General features: G+C 47.5%; 18 protein-coding genes. 4 read left to right on the top strand and 14 right to left on the bottom strand.

Features of this window, described 5'->3' with window-relative positions; all coding sequences use genetic code 11:
• Nucleotide 1 precedes the first annotated feature (1 nt).
• The 3 genes from ABXJ76_RS05830 to ABXJ76_RS05820 all read right to left on the bottom strand — a co-directional run bounded on the left by ABXJ76_RS05830 (nt 2) and on the right by ABXJ76_RS05820 (nt 3,375).
• A complete protein-coding gene (locus ABXJ76_RS05830; protein ID WP_432745062.1) occupies nt 2-640 on the bottom strand; it encodes an HAD-IB family phosphatase in 639 nt (212 codons plus the stop codon).
• Nucleotides 637-2,220, bottom strand: a complete 1,584-nt coding sequence (gene serA, locus ABXJ76_RS05825) for a phosphoglycerate dehydrogenase (RefSeq protein ID WP_432745060.1) — start codon at nt 2,218-2,220, stop codon at nt 637-639. Before serA ends, ABXJ76_RS05830 begins: the two co-directional genes overlap by 4 nt.
• Before the next feature lie 99 nt (nt 2,221-2,319).
• Entirely contained in the window at nt 2,320-3,375 is a 1,056-nt protein-coding gene (locus ABXJ76_RS05820; protein ID WP_432745058.1) for a L,D-transpeptidase family protein, read from the bottom strand.
• A 285-nt stretch (nt 3,376-3,660) separates the two neighbouring features.
• Between ABXJ76_RS05820 and ABXJ76_RS05815 the strand changes: the two genes are divergently transcribed.
• From ABXJ76_RS05815 to nhaD, 3 genes are all read left to right on the top strand, one after another.
• On the top strand, nt 3,661-5,070 hold the full coding sequence (locus ABXJ76_RS05815; protein WP_432745055.1) for an amino acid permease: 1,410 nt from the start codon (nt 3,661-3,663) through the stop codon (nt 5,068-5,070).
• Between the two features lie 258 nt (nt 5,071-5,328).
• A complete protein-coding gene (locus ABXJ76_RS05810; RefSeq protein WP_432745052.1) occupies nt 5,329-5,898 on the top strand; it encodes a DUF6655 family protein in 570 nt (189 codons plus the stop codon).
• Between the two features lie 317 nt (nt 5,899-6,215).
• Nucleotides 6,216-7,649, top strand: coding sequence for a sodium:proton antiporter NhaD (nhaD, locus tag ABXJ76_RS05805; RefSeq protein ID WP_432745050.1), 1,434 nt, complete (start codon nt 6,216-6,218; stop codon nt 7,647-7,649).
• A gap of 92 nt (nt 7,650-7,741) precedes the next feature.
• Here nhaD and ABXJ76_RS05800 read toward each other — a convergent pair whose 3' ends face one another.
• From ABXJ76_RS05800 to ABXJ76_RS05790, 3 genes are all read right to left on the bottom strand, one after another.
• Nucleotides 7,742-8,404, bottom strand: a complete 663-nt coding sequence (locus ABXJ76_RS05800) for a M48 family metallopeptidase (protein WP_432745047.1) — start codon at nt 8,402-8,404, stop codon at nt 7,742-7,744.
• A 150-nt stretch (nt 8,405-8,554) separates the two neighbouring features.
• Complete coding sequence (locus tag ABXJ76_RS05795) at nt 8,555-8,950, bottom strand: group II truncated hemoglobin (protein ID WP_432745044.1); 396 nt, start codon at nt 8,948-8,950, stop codon at nt 8,555-8,557.
• Nucleotides 8,951-8,990: 40 nt separating this feature from the next.
• Entirely contained in the window at nt 8,991-10,046 is a 1,056-nt protein-coding gene (locus ABXJ76_RS05790; RefSeq protein WP_432745041.1) for an IS701 family transposase, read from the bottom strand.
• A gap of 153 nt (nt 10,047-10,199) precedes the next feature.
• On the opposite strand from ABXJ76_RS05790, the gene ABXJ76_RS05785 reads away from it, so the two are divergent.
• The gene (locus ABXJ76_RS05785; RefSeq protein ID WP_432745039.1) at nt 10,200-10,868 is read left to right on the top strand and encodes a Bax inhibitor-1/YccA family protein; all 669 of its coding nucleotides are present in this window, start codon (nt 10,200-10,202) and stop codon (nt 10,866-10,868) included.
• A gap of 74 nt (nt 10,869-10,942) precedes the next feature.
• Here the strand turns inward: ABXJ76_RS05785 and ABXJ76_RS05780 are convergent, their stop codons facing one another.
• From ABXJ76_RS05780 to flhA, 8 genes are all read right to left on the bottom strand, one after another.
• Nucleotides 10,943-11,362 (bottom strand): DUF2802 domain-containing protein, encoded by a 420-nt coding sequence (locus ABXJ76_RS05780; RefSeq protein WP_432745037.1) that lies wholly within the window; start codon nt 11,360-11,362, stop codon nt 10,943-10,945.
• Nucleotides 11,362-11,520 carry a hypothetical protein gene (locus ABXJ76_RS05775; protein ID WP_432745034.1) on the bottom strand — a complete coding sequence of 53 codons (159 nt, stop codon included), beginning with the start codon at nt 11,518-11,520 and terminating at the stop codon, nt 11,362-11,364. The genes ABXJ76_RS05780 and ABXJ76_RS05775 overlap by 1 nt, the downstream gene beginning before the upstream one ends.
• A 202-nt stretch (nt 11,521-11,722) precedes the next feature.
• A complete protein-coding gene (gene motD / locus ABXJ76_RS05770) occupies nt 11,723-12,520 on the bottom strand; it encodes a flagellar motor protein MotD (RefSeq protein WP_432745031.1) in 798 nt (265 codons plus the stop codon).
• Between the two features lie 57 nt (nt 12,521-12,577).
• Nucleotides 12,578-13,333, bottom strand: coding sequence for a flagellar motor protein (locus tag ABXJ76_RS05765; RefSeq protein ID WP_432745029.1), 756 nt, complete (start codon nt 13,331-13,333; stop codon nt 12,578-12,580).
• Between the two features lie 18 nt (nt 13,334-13,351).
• Nucleotides 13,352-14,065, bottom strand: a complete 714-nt coding sequence (locus ABXJ76_RS05760; RefSeq protein WP_432746452.1) for an RNA polymerase sigma factor FliA — start codon at nt 14,063-14,065, stop codon at nt 13,352-13,354.
• Nucleotides 14,066-14,076: 11 nt separating this feature from the next.
• A complete protein-coding gene (locus tag ABXJ76_RS05755; protein ID WP_432745028.1) occupies nt 14,077-14,910 on the bottom strand; it encodes a MinD/ParA family protein in 834 nt (277 codons plus the stop codon).
• Nucleotides 14,911-14,941: 31 nt separating this feature from the next.
• On the bottom strand, nt 14,942-16,441 hold the full coding sequence (gene flhF / locus ABXJ76_RS05750; protein WP_432745026.1) for a flagellar biosynthesis protein FlhF: 1,500 nt from the start codon (nt 16,439-16,441) through the stop codon (nt 14,942-14,944).
• Between the two features lie 16 nt (nt 16,442-16,457).
• Entirely contained in the window at nt 16,458-18,557 is a 2,100-nt protein-coding gene (gene flhA / locus ABXJ76_RS05745; protein WP_432745023.1) for a flagellar biosynthesis protein FlhA, read from the bottom strand.
• Nucleotide 18,558: the final 1 nt, after the last annotated feature.

Below are 18,558 nucleotides of genomic sequence, written 5' to 3'. Positions count from 1 at the left end.
TTTATATAATATGCGCCAGTATTGACACCAAGGTCGGTTCAGCGCTATAAAAATCGGCTTGTTCGCGAACCACCTGCCGATCAACCACGCCGCCAAAGCCGATCACAACGGCTCCGGCCTGCTTGGCTTCCATATCGGTGTTGCCGTCGCCCACCATAACCAGTGAGCCTTGCGCCTTAAGTGTGCCCACAACAACGGCTTTGCCGCCCGATCTGGCCAACGGCGAGTTCTGATCATAATCGCAATAACTGCCGTCTGCATTGAAATAAATATCGACTGCGTGAACCTGAGTTTCCGGCAAACCTAAAACCCGTGCCAGCGGCAAAATAGCCTGACGGAGTCCGCCGCTGATAATGTGCAGCTCCTTGCCGAGCGCAGTTAAGGTCTCAAATACTTCTTTAGCGCCATCGACGATCTGCTCGATATACAAATCAGCCAGCCAGTCGATGCTGGCCTGATTTGGCCTGATCAGCGACAAACGTTGTTCATAGACGGCTTCCAGCAGCACTTCGCCATTCATCGCCGCATTGGTCAATCTGGACATTTCCTCGCCCAAGCCGACACGCCGGGCGAGTTCGTCTATGCCTTCTATTTTGCTTAAGGTGCTGTCGCAATCGAAGCAGATGACATCAAAACTCATAAGTTAATCTGGATAGCCTTCTGTACCGCAGGAATAAGACACAACTGCTGCAACAAATCATCTGTCAAGGGTTCGGAAACACTAATAACCGCCATCGCCTGCTGCTGTTCATCCGCCGTACCCACCTGCATCCTGGAGATATTGATATTGGCATTGCCCAGCACACTGCTGATTGCCGAGATAACGCCCGGCTTGTCGTCATGCTGAGTCACTAATAAGGTGCCTTCGGGTACCACTTCAATATCAAACTGGTCAATACAAACCAGACGCGGATGACAGCCGCCCAACAAGGTTCCCGCCAGCGTAATGGTTTGATCCCCGCAATGCCCAGTCACCTTGATCAGCGACAAATAGTCCTGAGTTTCTTCGGTTTTCGATTCAACCAGAACAATGCCCTGGCGCTTGGCAATATTTTCGGCGTTAACCCGGTTTACCGGTGTGGAAAATTGTCCGCTTAACACGCCGATTAAGGCAGCGACAGAAACCGGACGCACTTCAACTTCTGCCGCCCTGCCCATTAACGCCACTTCGATTTTTTCTATCGGTTTGGTCGCCAGACCCACCAACACCTTGCCAAGAATATTGGCTAGCGTCATAAATTCGCGCGATTTTTTCAGCTCTTCCGCCGATACTCTAGGCAGGTTTAACGCATTAACCGCCTCCCCGGTCTTTAAAAAAGTAACCGCCTGACGGGCAATTTCGACGCTGACCGCGACCTGCGCTTCGCTGGTCGATGCGCCCAAATGCGGGGTAAAAACGATATTGTCCAATTCCAGCAACGGCGAGTTGGCCGGCGGTTCATTTTCATAAACATCCAGCGCCGCACCGGCTATCTGGCCATTTTTCAAGGCCTCATACAAAGCGGCTTCGTCAATCAAGCCGCCTCTGGCGCAGTTGATAATCATCGCTTCTTTTTTCATCGTCGCCAGCTGAGCGCTGCCAATAATGTTGCGGGTTTTTTCGATCAAAGGGCAATGCAGGGTCAGATAATCCGCCCTAGTCACCAGCTCTTCCAATCTGACCGATTCAACGCCCAGATCTGCAAATATTTCAGGCGCAACAAAGGGATCATAGGCAATAACCTGCATTTTCAGACCTAAACCGCGTTGCGAGACGATCCGTCCAATGGTGCCGAAACCCAATATCCCCAGTGTTTTATGAGCAATTTCAGAGCCCATCAACTTGGAGCGCTCCCACTTTCCGGCGCGAATGGAGCGGTCAGCCTTAGGCAAATGCCGACTTAGCGACATCATATGCGCGACGGCCAATTCGGCAGTCGTGGTCGCATTGGCATCCGGCGTATTCATCACAATAATGCCCAGTTCCGTTGCCGCAGGAATATCGACATTATCGACACCGATACCGGCACGACCTATCAGCTTTAGACGCTTTGCCGCCTGCAACACTTTTTTGGTCACCTGGGTATCGCTACGAATCAACAGCGCATCGTAATCCCCGATGATACTGCACAGCTGCTCCTCATTGAGCCCAGTTTCAATATGAATTTGTATGCCGGGCTGCTCGTTTAAATAATTGATACCGGCTTCTGCCAATTTGTCGGAAATAAGGATTTTTTTCAAAGGAATGCACCGGGAAAAAGGTTATGCGTTAAAAATAAAGTAGTTTAACAGGTTTACCCGCAGAGCTGTTCACCCTGCGGTTATTTACAATCTTCAGCCTTAGTAACCGCGATAATAGCCTGTTGGAGAAGGCTGGCGCGGCGGTTTCGGAGCCGGTTGAGGCGCTTCCTCGGTTTGCACTCCGGGATCCGCATTTTCCAGCGGCGGCAAGCGTTCATATATAGCCATAGGCTCACCAGCCTGATTGGTAAGCGCCCGATTTAACGCTTTTTGATCATAATCAGGCATTTCCTGGTTATTAGCCTTTTCAATCAACCCCAGCGCTACGGCGAAACGCTGTTCCAGCGTAGTCTCCTCACCCTCCAAACTAGGATGCGCTTCCACATAAAGAACATTATCCAGCCAGCCAACCTTGATAGGTTGCTTAACGATATAGACCGGCGTTCCGACTGCGACCATATCGTATAACTCCTCGACATCTTTAGGATACATACGAACGCAGCCATGCGTTATCTGCATGCCTATGCCATGAATCTTGTCAACATCGGTACCGTGTATCCGGTATTCTCCCGGCAGCGCCAGATGCAGTGCGCGCGTACCTAAAGGATTATTCGGCCCTGGCGCAACAACAACCGGCAAAGGATCGCCATTCGCCGCATGTTCGCGTCTGATCGATTCGGGCGGATGCCATGAAGGGTTCATAATTTTCCGGGTAATTCTGGTTTTACCCAGCGGTGTCTTCCAATCCTGCCTACCGACGCCATGCGCATAAGACATAACCCGCTTAGGCGCTTCACCCTTTTTAGTCGGCGGGTAATAATACATACGGTATTCGGAGATATTTAAGGTAATTCCGTCATGAGGCGAATCCGGCAAAATACGCTTATTGGATAAACGAACAATCTCGCCTTTTTTAACCAGCCAACGATCAATATCGGGGTTTAACCTGACTATTTCTGTCTGTCCCAAAAGAAAGCGGCGTGCCACATCCAATAACGTTTCGTCCTCATCTGTATGGGCTAAAGGCATACCATCAGGGTATTGAGTGATGATGCTATCCTGAGTGTTTTCAGGCATAGCATAAGTCGTAGCATTTGCATGACCGCCAATGACGGACAGTAAGATAGTAAAGCTAAGTAGTGCGCGAATATTCATTGCGATAAATTTCTCAGAAACACAATATAAAAAAATAATAACTGTTTTCAACAACCAACGTTGTTTGCCAGTTGTAGGCGTAGATAAATCCGCACCTAATATAGACAATCCCCAGCTAAATACCAAGATCTGCCCCTATAAAAAACCGACTATAATATCATGCCAGACTGGCTTAAGCATAATTTAGCTGGCATTCTTGGGCTTATTTTGGGAATTATCGCCATTAGCCCTATAATTCAATTAATACAACACATTACCTTCAACCCAATAACAAGAGATCGCCCCATGTCCATGCAAATTTTTCGCAGCAAACACATTACCTCGGATGACGACTCAGGCAGCGGCCTCAAGCGTTGTCTGTCTAAATGGGATTTGGCCTTTCTCGGCATAGGCGCAATCATAGGTACCGGTATCTTTGTACTGACCGGAATCGCCGCCGCTACTCAATCCGGGCCTGCCGTGACCCTGTCATTTGTGATCGCCGGACTCGCCTGCGCTTTCGCCGCCTTGTCTTATGCCGAATTATCCGCTTCAGTCGGCGGCTGCGGCAGCGCATACGGCTACAGCTATGTGGCTTTCGGGGAGATATTCGCCTTTATGATCGGCTGGGATTTACTGCTGGAATACAGCCTTGCCGTAGCGACCGTCGCCAACGGCTGGTCCGGCTATTTCAATAACGCATTGACCGCCATCGGTATACCGCTACCGGAGATGTTGACCAAAGCCCCAAAACTCGGCGGACTGATCAACCTGCCTGCAGCCGCGATTATTCTGATATTGATGCTGCTGCTGATTATCGGCATAAAGCACAGCGCCAAAGTGAACAATGCGATGGTGTTTGTTAAGCTACTCACCATCACCGTCTTTATCGCCGTTGCCGCGTTCAACATCCACCCGGAAAACTGGCAGCCGTTCATGCCGTTCGGCTGGTTCCAAACCCTGCCTGACGGCAAAACCACCGGCGTTCTAGCCGGCGCATCGCTGGTATTTTTCGCCTACGTCGGCTTCGACGCGGTGTCCACCGCCGCCGAAGAAGCCAAAGATCCGCAACGCGACCTGCCGTTCGGTATCGTCACCTCGCTGGGCTTTTGCACCGTCATCTACATCCTGGTTTCCGGCCTGCTGACCGGCGTCGTCAACTATACCGAACTCAACGTCTCCTCGCCTGTCGCGCACGCCCTAAACCTGCTCGGTTACAATTGGGCGTCGGCGCTGATCTCAACCGGCGTTATTGCAGGCCTCACCACCGTCATGCTGGTACTGTATTACGGACTGACCCGCATCATCTTCGCGATGTCCCGCGATGGCCTGCTGTCGCCATTCTTTAGCGCAGTGAACCCCAAAACCCAAACTCCGGTACGCGTCATCGTACTATGCGGCATCATCATGGCGATAGCCGCAGGCTTCATCCCGCTGGGCGATCTGGCCGAACTGGTCAACATCGGCACCTTGTCCGCATTCGTACTGGTGTGCTTAGGCGTATTGGTGCTGCGCATCACCAAGCCGGACATGAAACGCCCGTTCCGCTCACCGTTCAGCCCGCTATTTCCGGTACTTGGCATGCTGTCCTGCACTGCGCTGATGGCGTTTCTGCCATCCCTAACCTGGCTGCGCTTTGTGGTCTGGCTGGTTATTGGGCTGATTGTTTATTTTTCTTATTCTATGCATCACAGTAAGCTGGCAAAGACTAGTTGAACTGGCTATGTAACCTGTGTTTCCGGAAAACACACTTCAAATCTGCCGAAAACGCTACCACACGCTATGCTTGGGTAGCCTTATTCCGGCCTACATAGCTGTATTTAGGAAAGACGTCTACTCTTCGTTTCTTTGCAATTATTCTAAATTTCAATGCTATCTAACCATTTCAAAAATGGGTTGCGCCGCAGTTGTGCGTCCATCAGTATTTTCGTTCTCATGTTGCCGGGCTGTTCAACGGTAAGAGAATCGTTTCCGATGAGAACGGCCACCGAACAACTTTTGCTCTCCACTGCCGCCGACCATGCCGCGAGCAAACTGGAATTTAATTTACCGAAACACAACAAAGTTTTCCTGGATACTCAATATTTCGATACGTCGAGTCCCGATGCCAAATATGCTATCGGGGCGATTAGAGATCAATTACTGCTTCAGAGTTATCTTGTCATAATGGACAAACAGAAGGCTGATTCCATCATCGAAATTCGCTTGGGCGCATTGTCGATCAATCAAGACAAAACGCGCTGGCTAGGCCTGCCGGATTTGAGCGTCCCGATACCACTGTCGGGTAACATCCCGATTCCTGAAATTATATTGCTAGGCAATAACAAACTGGAAGGCATTGCGAAAATAGGTGTCACTATTTACGATGCCAAAGAAGGCAAGCTGGTGAGCGTTGTGGAACCCGCCTACGGCTTCTCCCGATTTAGTGAATGGAAGGTATTGTTGTTAAGTTGGACCGATTCCGATTTGATCCCCAAGAATGCACGCGACGAACACGAAAGTCCTAAACTTCATGAGCGTTTATTGATCGAAGGCGGCTTATAAGGCGGCTTATAATGTTAGTTTTTTGCGCCAAACAATTTCAGCTTAAGCCCAGTGAGCAAACCATGCGACCTAATCTTTCCACTAATATTTTGTATTCTTGTGAGTCCCCTATGCAATATGCAGTATTTTTATCTATTTTCACTTTAATGAAACTTTCATTGAGTGCGGCGTTATTTAAAATTTACCTATTCTTAAGTCTATTGGGGAAAAACAGCTCCAATAAGCATAAATCTTACCCGCTTGTTAAGTTGCTAAAAACCTCGCTTTGCTCAAAATATACCCCGCTTCTAGTCACCCTGCTTTTTCCTTCTTTATCAATGGCAGCCGATGAAGTAAGCGCGATTAGCAAAGTACAACCGTTAGATTTAACCCAGCACTGGGCCGGTTATACGGCTCTGGTAGTTTTTACAATTGCCTATATTCTCGCAATGACCGAAGAAGTGACTGAGTTAAAAAAATCGAAGCCAATGGTGTTTGCAGCAAGTATGATTTGGATCTTTATTGCTGCCGTTTATACCAACGGCGAGATGAGCGAGCAAGCAGGGGTAGCGTTCCGCTCTACTCTTGAAGGTTATGGCGAACTATTTTTGTTCATCATGGTATCGATGACTTACTTGAATGCCATGGAAGACAGGGGCGTGTTTGACAGCCTGCGGGTCTGGCTGTTGAGCAAGAACTTCACCTATCGGCAATTATTCTGGATTACCGGCTTTCAGTCGTTCTTTATCTCGTCCGGCTGCAACAATCTCACTACCGCTTTGCTGATGGGTTCGGTTATTTTGGCTATGGGTAAGGATTGCCCGCGCTTCGTTACCCTATCCTGCATCAATGTTGTAGTCGCCTCCAATGCAGGCGGCTCCTTCAGCCCCTTTGGCGACATCACTACATTATTGGTATGGCAAAAAGGCGTAGTGCCTTTTACCGATTTCTTTTCCCTGTTGATTCCGGCCATCATCAACTTTGTAATACCTGCGGCCATTATGAATTTCTTTATTCCACAAGAAAGACCCGCTGCGGTAATGGAAGCTCAGGACATGAAACGGGGCGCCTGGATAATCATCTTTTTATTCGTATTGACCATTATTACCTCGGCTTGCTTCGAGAATTTCCTGAGCCTGCCACCTGCGGCCGGGATGATGATGGGTCTGACCTATTTGAAGTTTTTCAGTTATTATCTGCAAAAAACCCGTGATTCTCACTCGATATTGATACCCGTAGACTTGACCGATGTCAAAATCGATCATTTTGGGCCGATGAAATATATGAATCATCCACAAGCCGAGGTAAATCAACGGCTGACCAAGGAACTGCCTTTTGATATTTTCCAGAAAGTCGCCAACCTGGAATGGGATACCCTACTGTTTTTTTACGGTGTAATGGTAGGTGTCGGAGGTTTGAGTTTCATCGGCTATTTAGAAGTAGCATCCCATCATTTATACGGCAACATCGACCCCACTATGGCGAATATTCTGGTCGGCATTGCCTCAGCATTTATCGATAACGGCACAATTATGCTATCTGTACTGACCATGGATCCTGATATTTCTCAAGGGCAATGGCTGCTCGTGACATTGACTGCCGGTGTGGGCGGCAGCATGCTGGCGGTGGGTTCCGCCGCAGGAGTTGGCTTGATGGGACAGGCTAAAGGAATTTACACTTTCACCAGCCATTTAAAATGGACGCCGGTCATTATGCTGGGTTACTTCGGCAGTATCGCCGCCCACTTTCTGATCAATGGCCGTTATTTCTAGGCTGACCGTAAAATAACCGATGTCATTGCCAGGGTAAGTGTGTTCGTGATTTTATCGCTTACCTTGGCAAGGGCAAACGCTCCCCAAAAATACTACAACCCCATCATCAAACTGCTTCCATGTTTTTTCAGCCAATACCGTCTACTTTGATAGTCCGGCAAATGTTCGGCAACCAAAGCCCAGAAATGCGCGGAATGATTCCTGATTTTGATATGGCAAAGCTCGTGTACCACGACGTATTCCAGAACTTCGAGCGGGGCTATGATCAACAGCCAATTGATATTGATGTCGTTATGAATGCCGCAACTGCCCCACCGACTCTTTTGCGTTTTAATTTTAATCGTCTGGGGAAATAGCTGCTTTTTTTCCGCATGACGGTTTACCAACTGCTCTACCTGGCTTTTCGATTCCTTTTTCATCCAGCGTATTAACGCCTCTTTTATCTCGGCACTGTGGTCTTTAATCATCAATGCGTCGGGGACATGGGCAATAAATTCAATAAATTCTTGGCTAAATTCTATTTTTATCCTTTTTAATTTTGTGGGTCTTACTGCCAATTTATACGATACTCCCTGATAAGGAATTTCAGCGCCATGTCCGTAAACAGCCGGAGCCAACGTTTTATGCTGTTGACTTTTAGCTGCAATTTTAGCCAACGCCCGGACTATCCACTCCCGCTTGGACTGAACGAATTGATGGATTTTATGTTCGGCGACTTTTACCGGGGCGACAACTTCTACTTTACCTGGCGTCACAATGATTCGCGTCTGCGTAGCCCGCTGACTGCGCCGGATTTGATAGGAAAATGCTGGATTAGAAATGACAGTTCTCTTTACTGGATATTTTACACTATTCTGATTTATTTCGCGTCTTTCCTGGACTAATCGTCTTTTTTAGATGTAAACCTAACCATCCTGATTAATCATGTGGGTTGCCAATTGCTGCAAAGCCTGACTTAAGTTTTCCCTGAAATTGGCGTCCATGGTTATTTCATTTAGGGCTTTATTCATACACAACATCCACTGATTTCTTGCAACTTCGTCTATTGCAAAGGCAATATGCCGCTGCCGCAATCTTGGATGCCCGTACTCCTGAATAAATAAATCGGGACCGCCCAGCCAGCCAGACAAAAATTTGAACAATTTGTCATGCGCAGCCGCCAAATCCGCCGCATGCATACCTCGAACTCCGGACGTTTCAGGCAAACTGTCCATAAAAAAATAAAACCGCTCCACCAGATTGAGTATTGCCGTTTTTCCGCCTATCAGTTCATAAGGTGTTGTTTGTTTATTTTCGGTCATAATCCTGTGCCCTGAAAAATCATTCTTTCAATAACTGATGTTACGCAGCCAGTAATTTTTGCAACTCTTCATAAGCTATCTGGTTCGCTTTGATAAACAGCTTAGTTCTTAGCGCAAAATGATTGGCCTTGTGTTTTATCTTCAGACATTCCAGCTTGAACACCGCATAGATCGACATGAAGACATGGTTGTTCTGGGTAGTGACCGTACGGGTTGGTGACTTTGCCAACCCCGCATTGGATTTTAATGACTTGTGGAACTCCTCAACTTTCCACCGTTTTTGGTAGATCGTGGCGGCTTGTTCGCCATTGCACGCTAAATCACTGCATACCAGATTCAATAGGCCGATGCTGCCGTCTTTGTTTGTAAAGACCCGGCGGACGAAAAGCACTTCCTGTTGAAAGCCTTTCATCCAACCGCGCACCGCCTGCTGATCCGCCAATTCCAGCTGACTGATTCGTACAAAACGGCCTTCTTTCTTGTCTTCTTCTGTTAAAGCCACCAAGCGGTTATCCTTTAGGGCGCTGATGAAGTGCTTGCCTTTCTTCAGGATAAACTCAAAGTTCTCCTTGCTGGCAAACCAACTGTCCGTCAACACATAGCGGAACTTGATGGCATTCGCCACACTGGTCGCTATCATCTCCCGCATCAGCTCATTTTTGGTGAACTCACTGGCCCGCTTGACCTTGCGGGTCTTCACATCACTGAACTGGTAAGGCTTGCGCACCACTTCAAAGGCGACGGGAATTGAAACTCCCCCACTATAGTATAGGGCGTTCAGCAAGTTGATACCTTTGACCGAACGCCCTTTGCAGTGATCAAAGTGCCAGCACATGATTTCGTTCTCATCCGTCCAGGCCTTCTCCTGAATGGTATCGTCAAATATCAGGCAACCATCTTCCTGTTCTATCTGGCGTACTGTCGCTTTAACTTGCCCCCACAGGTCTTTGGAGGTAAATGCTTTCGATGCCAGAAAACGCGTCATCTGGTCATGGCTTATATCCCCTTCCATCATTGCCGACAATCCGGTCGCCGTCGCAAACCCGTTATTGCAGATCAGGTAGTCTGTGTATAATTCTAATTTTATTTTTTCCATCCCGAAATAATACGCTTTTTGAAGGGTGGGTGCGTAACATCAGTCAATAATTCAGTATTCTACTAAATATTCCTACCAATACCTCCAAACTCTTGTAAAATCTAAAAGGCTATTTGTTATGTTAACCATGTATTTTTAAGGAATCCAAATAAAATGAAAGTAAATACCGCTATTCCACGCACGGAATCCAGTATTCTGGCAACCAATAAAGTACTGAAAAACACCTATTTGTTATTGTCGATGACGTTGATTTTCAGCGCCATGACTGCCGGTGCAGCGATGGCGCTGAATCTGCCGCATTTTGGCCCTGTCATTACCCTAATCGGTTATTTCGGCCTGCTGTTTTTAACCACCAAATTCAGCAACAGTAGCTTAGGCTTGGTTTTTGTTTTTGCCTTGACCGGTTTTATGGGACTAACGCTCGGCCCTATTTTAACCATGTACATTAAGGCATTCAGCAACGGTCATGAATTAATCATGACCGCATTAGGCGGCACCGGCGTTATATTCCTGGGACTTTCTGGCTACGCGCTAACAACACGCAAAGATTTCAGCTTTATGGGCGGCTTCCTGATGGTCGGCGTTCTGGTCGCATTTCTGGCGGGTCTTGGCGCAATGTTTTTCGCTATACCGGCGTTATCGCTGGCGGTATCGGCGATGTTTATTCTGCTAATGTCCGGAATGATCTTATACCAGACCAGTGAAATCATTCACGGCGGCGAAACCAACTATATCTTGGCGACCATTTCTTTATACATTACCATCTACAACCTATTCTTAAGCTTATTGCAATTGTTAGGCGTATTCAGCGGCAAAGAATAAATAATCTTTGACGCTACCCCGCATTAAAAAGCCCGGCTAACTTGGTTAGTCGGGCTTTTTAATGTCTTGTTTCTTTATAGCGAATGCTTAGAACCATGCAAGCGAATCAATAAAGCTGCCTCATCATGGCTTAATCCTGAGCTTTGCATTAATTCATTGATGCTGGCTCCACTTTTTACTTTTCGGATATCTACACTGTACGGGTGGTCCGACTGGTCATTGTTCTCGACCTCTGTAAGCTTTATTGCCAAATCATTGATCTGCTCGTCGGTAACGGCTATCCGGTTATCCACGGTGGCTATTCGACTATCCACCGTTAAAGCGGCAGTACACAAGCCGACAATATCATTGGTATTACCGTGAACAATATCATTAAGAACCAAATAATCGTGTTTAAGCTTCTGTTGAGTACGCGCCAGCCAAAAAAGTACCACAAGCATAATTACAATCACCACGCCCTCAATGATAAGAGCGATCATCAAAGGATTATTCATCAAACAACTTCATCAATATGTTGCATGGGTTCAGCATCCTGTTCTTTCACTTCTTGTTTTTTTCTACGATGCTGCTTCTCTGGGAGACTATCATCCCGGTCAATTTTTTTAGGTTTTACGACTGGAAAAGAGGGTGATACGGGTTGTATTTCTAGCATACTGGCCTCCCATGACTAACTTTATTGCCGTAGGTTGGGTTAGGCCGTAGCCGTAACCCAGTATTTGCCGCTTGAATAGGCCGGGTTAGGCAATCGCTCCTGCATTGCTCTACCTCCTGCATCCTTGCAGTCGTAACCCGGCCTACGCGACTCATTTTTTAATATTAGCAGTCATTTTACGTTATTGTTAACCGAATCGGCATTATGGTTGACCAACAGCAGTCGCTGTCGGAGCCAAGTTCAATAATTTGGCGCGTTCTTCATCATTAGCCCCATAACGCGCAAAAGCCTGCGACATTAAAACCAGAACCACTCGCCTGTTCTTAAATCGACCCGCCTCTATCTTGTTATCGTCAATAGGATGAAATTCTCCATACCCAATTGCCGACAAGCGAGGAGGATTAATGCCCTCCTTAACAAACTCATGCACAACACTGGTTGCCCGGGCGGATGACAAATCCCAATTCGACCTGAATTTTATGTTATCGATAGGAATATTATCGGTGTGCCCTTCAATATTAATCATATTAGGCAATGGATTAATCACCTCGACAATCTTTTTCAACACCGGTATCGCTTTTTTGGATAATTCCGCCTCACCACTCAAGAACAGCATTTCGCTATTCATTTCCAGCTCTATCCAATAGTCGTTTTTCTTGACTGAAACCAGATTATCTTTGATAAAAGGCGCTAAAACCTGCTCGAATTGGCCAGACACCTGACTCAACTGCTTTCTTTCTTTTAATATTTCTTCACTCAGTTCGCGTCTTTCTTCAACTTCTACCGTCGTTGGATTTTCTAATGGAATGGGTTGAATAGTCGTCGGCAAAGTGCCTATCTGAATAGGGGCAATCTCATTGCCCTGCTGTTCTTTATTTGAAAATGCTTCGCCTAATGAATCGGACAGTGTCTTGTACTTCCCTTCATTTACCGAGGAGATTGAATACATGACCACAAAAAAGGCAAATAACAAGGTTATAAAATCTGCGTAAGACACCATCCATCGATCATGATTATTAGTGTCCGCTATAGGTCTTTTCCTGCGCCTTGCCATAGCCTAGTCTTTATAGGAGTCATGCAGATAGCCGCCCAATTTCAGCTTTATATTTCTTGGATTTTGACCCTCTGCAATAGAAATAATACCCTCAGCCAACATTTCCCTGGCCTGGGTCAAGGCAAGCACATGCGCTTTTAGTTTATTGGCAACCGGCAAAAAAACCAGGTTGGCGGAACCTACGCCATAAATTGTCGCGACAAAAGCCGTCGCTATCCCTTGCCCTAAAAGTTCCGGGTTGGTCAGGTTCTGCATGACATGAATCAAGCCCATCACGGCGCCGAGTATGCCGATGGTCGGCGCATAACCGCCCATCGCCTCATACACTCCTGCCGCCTGTAAGCCCATACTTTCCTTGGCATCCATGTCCATCTCCAATATGTCGCGTATGGCATCAGGATCATTACCGTCAACCAGCAACTGCAAACCTTTTTTTATAAACGGATCTTCTTCATTGGGCAGCGCATCTTCAAGCCCCAACAAACCTTCCTTTCGCGCCAGCAAACTCCAGTAAATTACCTTATCGATTTGCTCTGAAAGATTCATTTCTTTTGATATGAGCACCCATGAAAGCATTTTCATGCTTCTGACAAAAACGGCCGGTGGGTATTGCAAAAGCGTCGCCCCGAATGTACCTCCGAACACAATAATAAGCGCAGGTACGTTGACCAACGAATGGATGTCGCCGCCGTCCAGCATGATGCCCAACAGAATCGCACCGACCCCGACAAAAATACCTGCGATGCTTAAAATATCCATTTTCTAGCTTTCAGACAGCTAATCGTTTATCCAGTCAGACAGTCTTGAACGCAATCTCAACACGGCCTGAGTGCAGATTTGGCTGACCCTGGATTCACTAATATTCAAAACTTCGCCGATTTCGCGCAAATTGAACTCTTCATCATAATAAAGCGAAATAACCAGGCGTTCGCGTTCGGGCAAACCCATGATGGCGTTTGCCAATGCCTGCTGAAATCCTTCGCGACCTAGGCCGTCGGCCAGACCTTCTTCATGACTCAGGGTTTCATCCATGTAATGATCTCCATCTTGCGCCAATTCTTCGACGCTGAATACTCGGCAGCTGCTTGAATCCTGAAGAATGTGATTATATTCATCAATGGCTATGCCTAAATACTTAGCCACATCGACGTCTCTTGCCTCGCACCCGGTTCTGTTTTCGATCATCCGTATGGCGTCAGAAACCATCCGCGATTTTTTATGCACGGAGCGCGGCGTCCAGTCACTGCGCCGGACCTCATCCAGCATAGAACCGCGGATACGAATTCCGGCGTAGGTATCGAAACTGGCGCCTTGCGAGGCATCGTAATTCTTGATGGCTTCCAGTAAACCGAGCATCCCTGCCTGAATCAAATCATCGACTTGAACGGAATCGGGCAATCTGCCCAATAAGTGGTAGGCAATGCGCTTAACTAACGGTGCATGCTGCATGACACGCTCATCGGTGCCTCCAGCCTGTACCGAAGTGTACATTGCCACGCCGCTCACGCAACATCCTTTTGGGAACCGTATTGAATCATTCTTTCAATAAAAAACTCGATATAACCGCCTGCCTGGGATTTCAGCGGCCAGCTGTCAATTCTTGCGGCTATCGTTTTCAGTGCGAGAGCGGCTTTGCTTCTGGGGAAGCCGATAACAACCGGCGTTTGCTTTTGAACCGACTTACGCAAATATTCGTCATAAGGCACTGCACCGGCAAACTTCAGGGTCACATCCAGATAACGATCGGTTACTTTATTTAATTTCTGAAACAGCGCGTGGCCTTGTTGAACAGTTTGAACCATATTGGCGATCACATGAAATTTGGACAAACCATAATCCCGGTTAAGCAATTTGATAAACGCATAAGCATCGGTTAACGAGGTGGGTTCATCGCAAACAACAACGACAATTTCCTGACAGGAGCGGGCAAAATTCACCACGCTCGCCGATATGCCGGCCGCTGTATCGACAATCAATACGTCGATATCTTGATCGATCTCGCTGAAGGCATGGATCACTGAGGCTTGTTCAATCGTCGTCAATTCGGACATCCTCTGAATACCCGATGCCCCTGGAATCACTCTCAAACCCGAAGGCCCCTCAATCATGATTTCATCTAAGGTTTTTTCTCCTGAGAGCACATGAGAAAGATTGAACTTGGGGTAAACGCCTAACAAAATATCAACATTAGCCAGACCCAAATCAGCATCCATTAATACCACCCGCTGTCCCATTTGCGATAAGGCTATGCCGATGTTAACCGACAAGTTTGTTTTGCCTACACCGCCCTTGCCGCTGGTGATTGCGATAACTCTGACAGGCTTAATTTGATTCATGTTTCTTATTCCCGCTGCTTGATCAGATTGCTTATGCATAGCCTTGCGCCGCCCAAGCTTCATTATTTGCATCGTTATAGTCGCTCTCTTCGTCCAGCTCAGCCACACATTGTGCGACTAAAGTCCGGGCGCAAGGACTATGCATGTCTTCAGGTACTTGCTGACCGTCGGCAATAAAAGACAGCGGCAAGTTATGTTCTATTATTGAAGAAATGGCCGAACCAATCGTTGCCGCCTCATCAAGTTTAGTCAAAATACAGGCTTGCGGTTCAAAAACCTGGAAGGCTTTGATAATTTCATTCATGGCCTTGTATTCAGTCGCAGCCGACATCACCAGATAGGGTTTAATGGCTTGTCCGCTTTGTTGCAGGGTATTAATCTGCTCGACCAGCTTCATATCGCGTTGGCTCATACCGGCAGTATCAATCAAAATAAGCCGTTTGTCTGCAAAACCATTGATAATATTGCACAACTCAGAAGCGCTGGATGCCCCCCGAACCGGAATGCCTAATATCCGTCCATAGGTATTCAATTGCTCATGAGCGCCAATACGGTAATTATCGGTAGTAATCAAGGCAACCTGTCTTGGCCCGTGCTTTAAAATAAATTTGGCGGCCAGTTTGGCAATCGTGGTGGTTTTACCCACGCCGGTAGGCCCGACTAAGGCGGCAATGCCACCGTTTTGAAGCAAATCATCATCGGCTACCGGCAATACTTTGGTCAGCAGCTCTTGAGCCTGGCTAAAAACAAGTTCGGCATCCGTGTGATTAGCAAAACGATTGGCAATTTTAACGCTCAGTTTTCTTGAAATGCTCATGCCAGCCAAACGTTGCAGTAATTCAGCCCTGACCGGGTTAGCTTGCGACGCTACGCCCCAATTGCTAACGCTGGACAATTTGGAGTCCATTGCCGACCTTAAGGACTTGAGCTCCCGGCTCATTTCCAGCAACAAATTATCTGACAGATTGCTCTGTTTTTCTTCCGGCATGGCTATTTGCATAGGCCTTTCTCTTGCAACAGGTGCAGTCGGCTTGGTGATTTTTGCTGTTACCGTTTCCAGATTTCCGCGTAGATGTACTTTTTCTGCATAGCCCACATATTGATCAATATTCCGGCGACCGCCAGGGATGGTGGAAATGTCGGAATCGGTAGGGAATCGATTCGACCGACCGCCAGGGATGGCGAAAGTATCGCTATCGGTAGAAAACCGCTGCGACCGCGCTGGAGTATTCTCAGCCAAAAAACCATCCGTACTTTGTTTTCGTGAACTGCTTAAGACATGCAATCGATTTTTTTCTGCTTCAAAATCAGGCAAATCCATTTTTTGTGGCCGCGAGGGGGGTTGCTGTTCTTCGGCCTGCTTTTGCAACTTACTTTGAATCAACTGCTCATCAAAATCTCGCGCAGCAACGATCTCAACACCGCCATCAACCGACTTATTCGACATGATGACTGCATCGGCGCCCAATTCTTCTTTGACCATGCGCATGGCCTGACGTATGTCTTCCGCAAAAAAACGTTTAATCTTCATAGTGTAGCCTCATGTGCTATGTTCGTCGCCCAACAGTTGAAACCACTTTGATCTGGCGATCAGCAGGTATTTCATTGTATGCCAAGACATGTAATCCGGGAATGGAATAGCGAACAAATCGGGATAACCAGGGGCGGATATAAGAAGAAACCAGCAACACCGCTGTTTGTCCTTCCATTTCCATTTTTTGCATACTTTCCTGCAAGGATGTATGCATTTGTTCTGCTAAGCCTGGTTCGATCCCGACACCGCTTTCGCCTGCCGTTTGCAAAGATTTATGCAACAACTGTTCCAACTCATGATCCAGCGTAATAACCGGCAACTCATCCTGCATTCCACTGATTTCATGAATAATTAACCGTCCCAGTGCCGCACGTACCGCTGAGGTCAAGATGTCGGGATCTTGACTCTTGAGTCCGTACTCCGCCAAAGTTTCGACGATAGTGCGCATATCGCGGATAGGCACATGCTCTTGTAACAAGTTTTGTAATACCTTGACCACCACACCTAGCGGCAATGTTTTTGGCACCAAGTCCTCGACCAACTTAGGCGCAGACTTAGCCAAGTTATCGAGTATTTTATACGCCTCTTCATAACCGAACAATTCATGGGCATGCGCCTGCAACAGATGACTCAAATGGGTCGCCACCACAGTTCCCGGATCAACCACCGTATACCCCAGAGTTTGCGCATAATCTTTCTGGCTCGGCTCTATCCACACCGCATCCAGACCAAAAGCCGGATCCTTGCAGGCATTGCCCTTCAAGGTGCCAAAAACACGCCCTGGATTAATCGCCATTTCCATTTCCGGCATAATTTCAGCCTCACCGACAGTCACTCCCATCAGCGAAATCCGGTAAGCTGTTGGACTTAAATCAAGGTTATCCCGGATATGCACGGAGGGTATTAAAAAACCCAACTCTTGAGACAGTTTTTTTCGTACGCCTTTGATTCGAACCATGAGTTGCCCACCCTGATTCTTGTCCACCAACGGAATAAGCCGATAACCCACTTCCAATCCGACAACATCGACCGGCATCACATCATCCCAACCCAACTCTTTAGTCTCGGGCATGGCGGTATTTTGAGCCAGATCCTGCGGATAATCGAGCGCAACTAGCTCCGCTTCTTTATGCTTCTTGTCAATTAAGTAGGCAGAACCGGCTAAAATCATCGCCAGCAAGATAAAAACCAGATTCGGCATCCCCGGAATAATACCCAACGCGCCTACCACCGCCGCCGTCACCGTCAACGCTTTGGGATTGGCAAATAACTGCGAGGTGACCTGCTGTCCAATATTCTCACCGCTACTGCCAACCTTGGTGACCACCAGCGCCGATGCTGTCGACAATAACAACGACGGAATCTGAGCGACCAAACCATCACCAATAGACAGCAATACATAAATCTCACCGGCTTCGGCAAAACTTAAATCGTGCTGAACGACACCAATGGCAAGACCACCAATCATATTGACAAATAAAATAATAATCCCGGCGATTGCATCGCCCCTGACAAATTTACTGGCGCCATCCATAGAGCCGTAAAAATCCGCTTCGGTAGCCACTTCCGCACGCCGCTCGCGCGCTTCATCCTGGGTCAGCAAGCCGGCATTCAAATCCGCATCAATAGCCATTTGCTTACCCGGCATCGCATCCAGCGTAAACCTTGCTCCAACTTCCGCAATCCGTCCGGCACCTTTGGTAACGACCATGAAGTTAATAATGATCAATATCGCAAAAACCACCAGGCCGACCGCAAAGTTACCGCCGATAACAAACGCACCAAAGGCCTCAATCACCTTCCCGGCCGCATCGCCACCCTTATGTCCGTCGATCAACACCACGCGCGTCGAAGCCACGTTCAGCGCTAGTCGTAATATGGTTGCCAGCAAAATGACGGTTGGAAATGACGCAAATTCCAGCGGTTTAATGGTATAGACAACAACCAGCAATATAATTAACGAAAAAGCGATATTAAAGGTAAAGAACAGGTCGAGTACGAATGCCGGCAACGGCAATATCAGCATCGACAGCACCATGATGATAACCAATGGCGCACCCAACTGGGCTTTGCCCAGTATCGCCAACGCTGCTTTTAATTTAGTAAAATCCATA

Origin of the sequence: Methylobacter arcticus (genome assembly GCF_050917435.1) — a bacterium.
GTDB classification, from domain to species: domain Bacteria; phylum Pseudomonadota; class Gammaproteobacteria; order Methylococcales; family Methylomonadaceae; genus Methylobacter_A; species Methylobacter_A titanis.
This window is presented reverse-complemented; position numbering and strand designations above follow the sequence as displayed.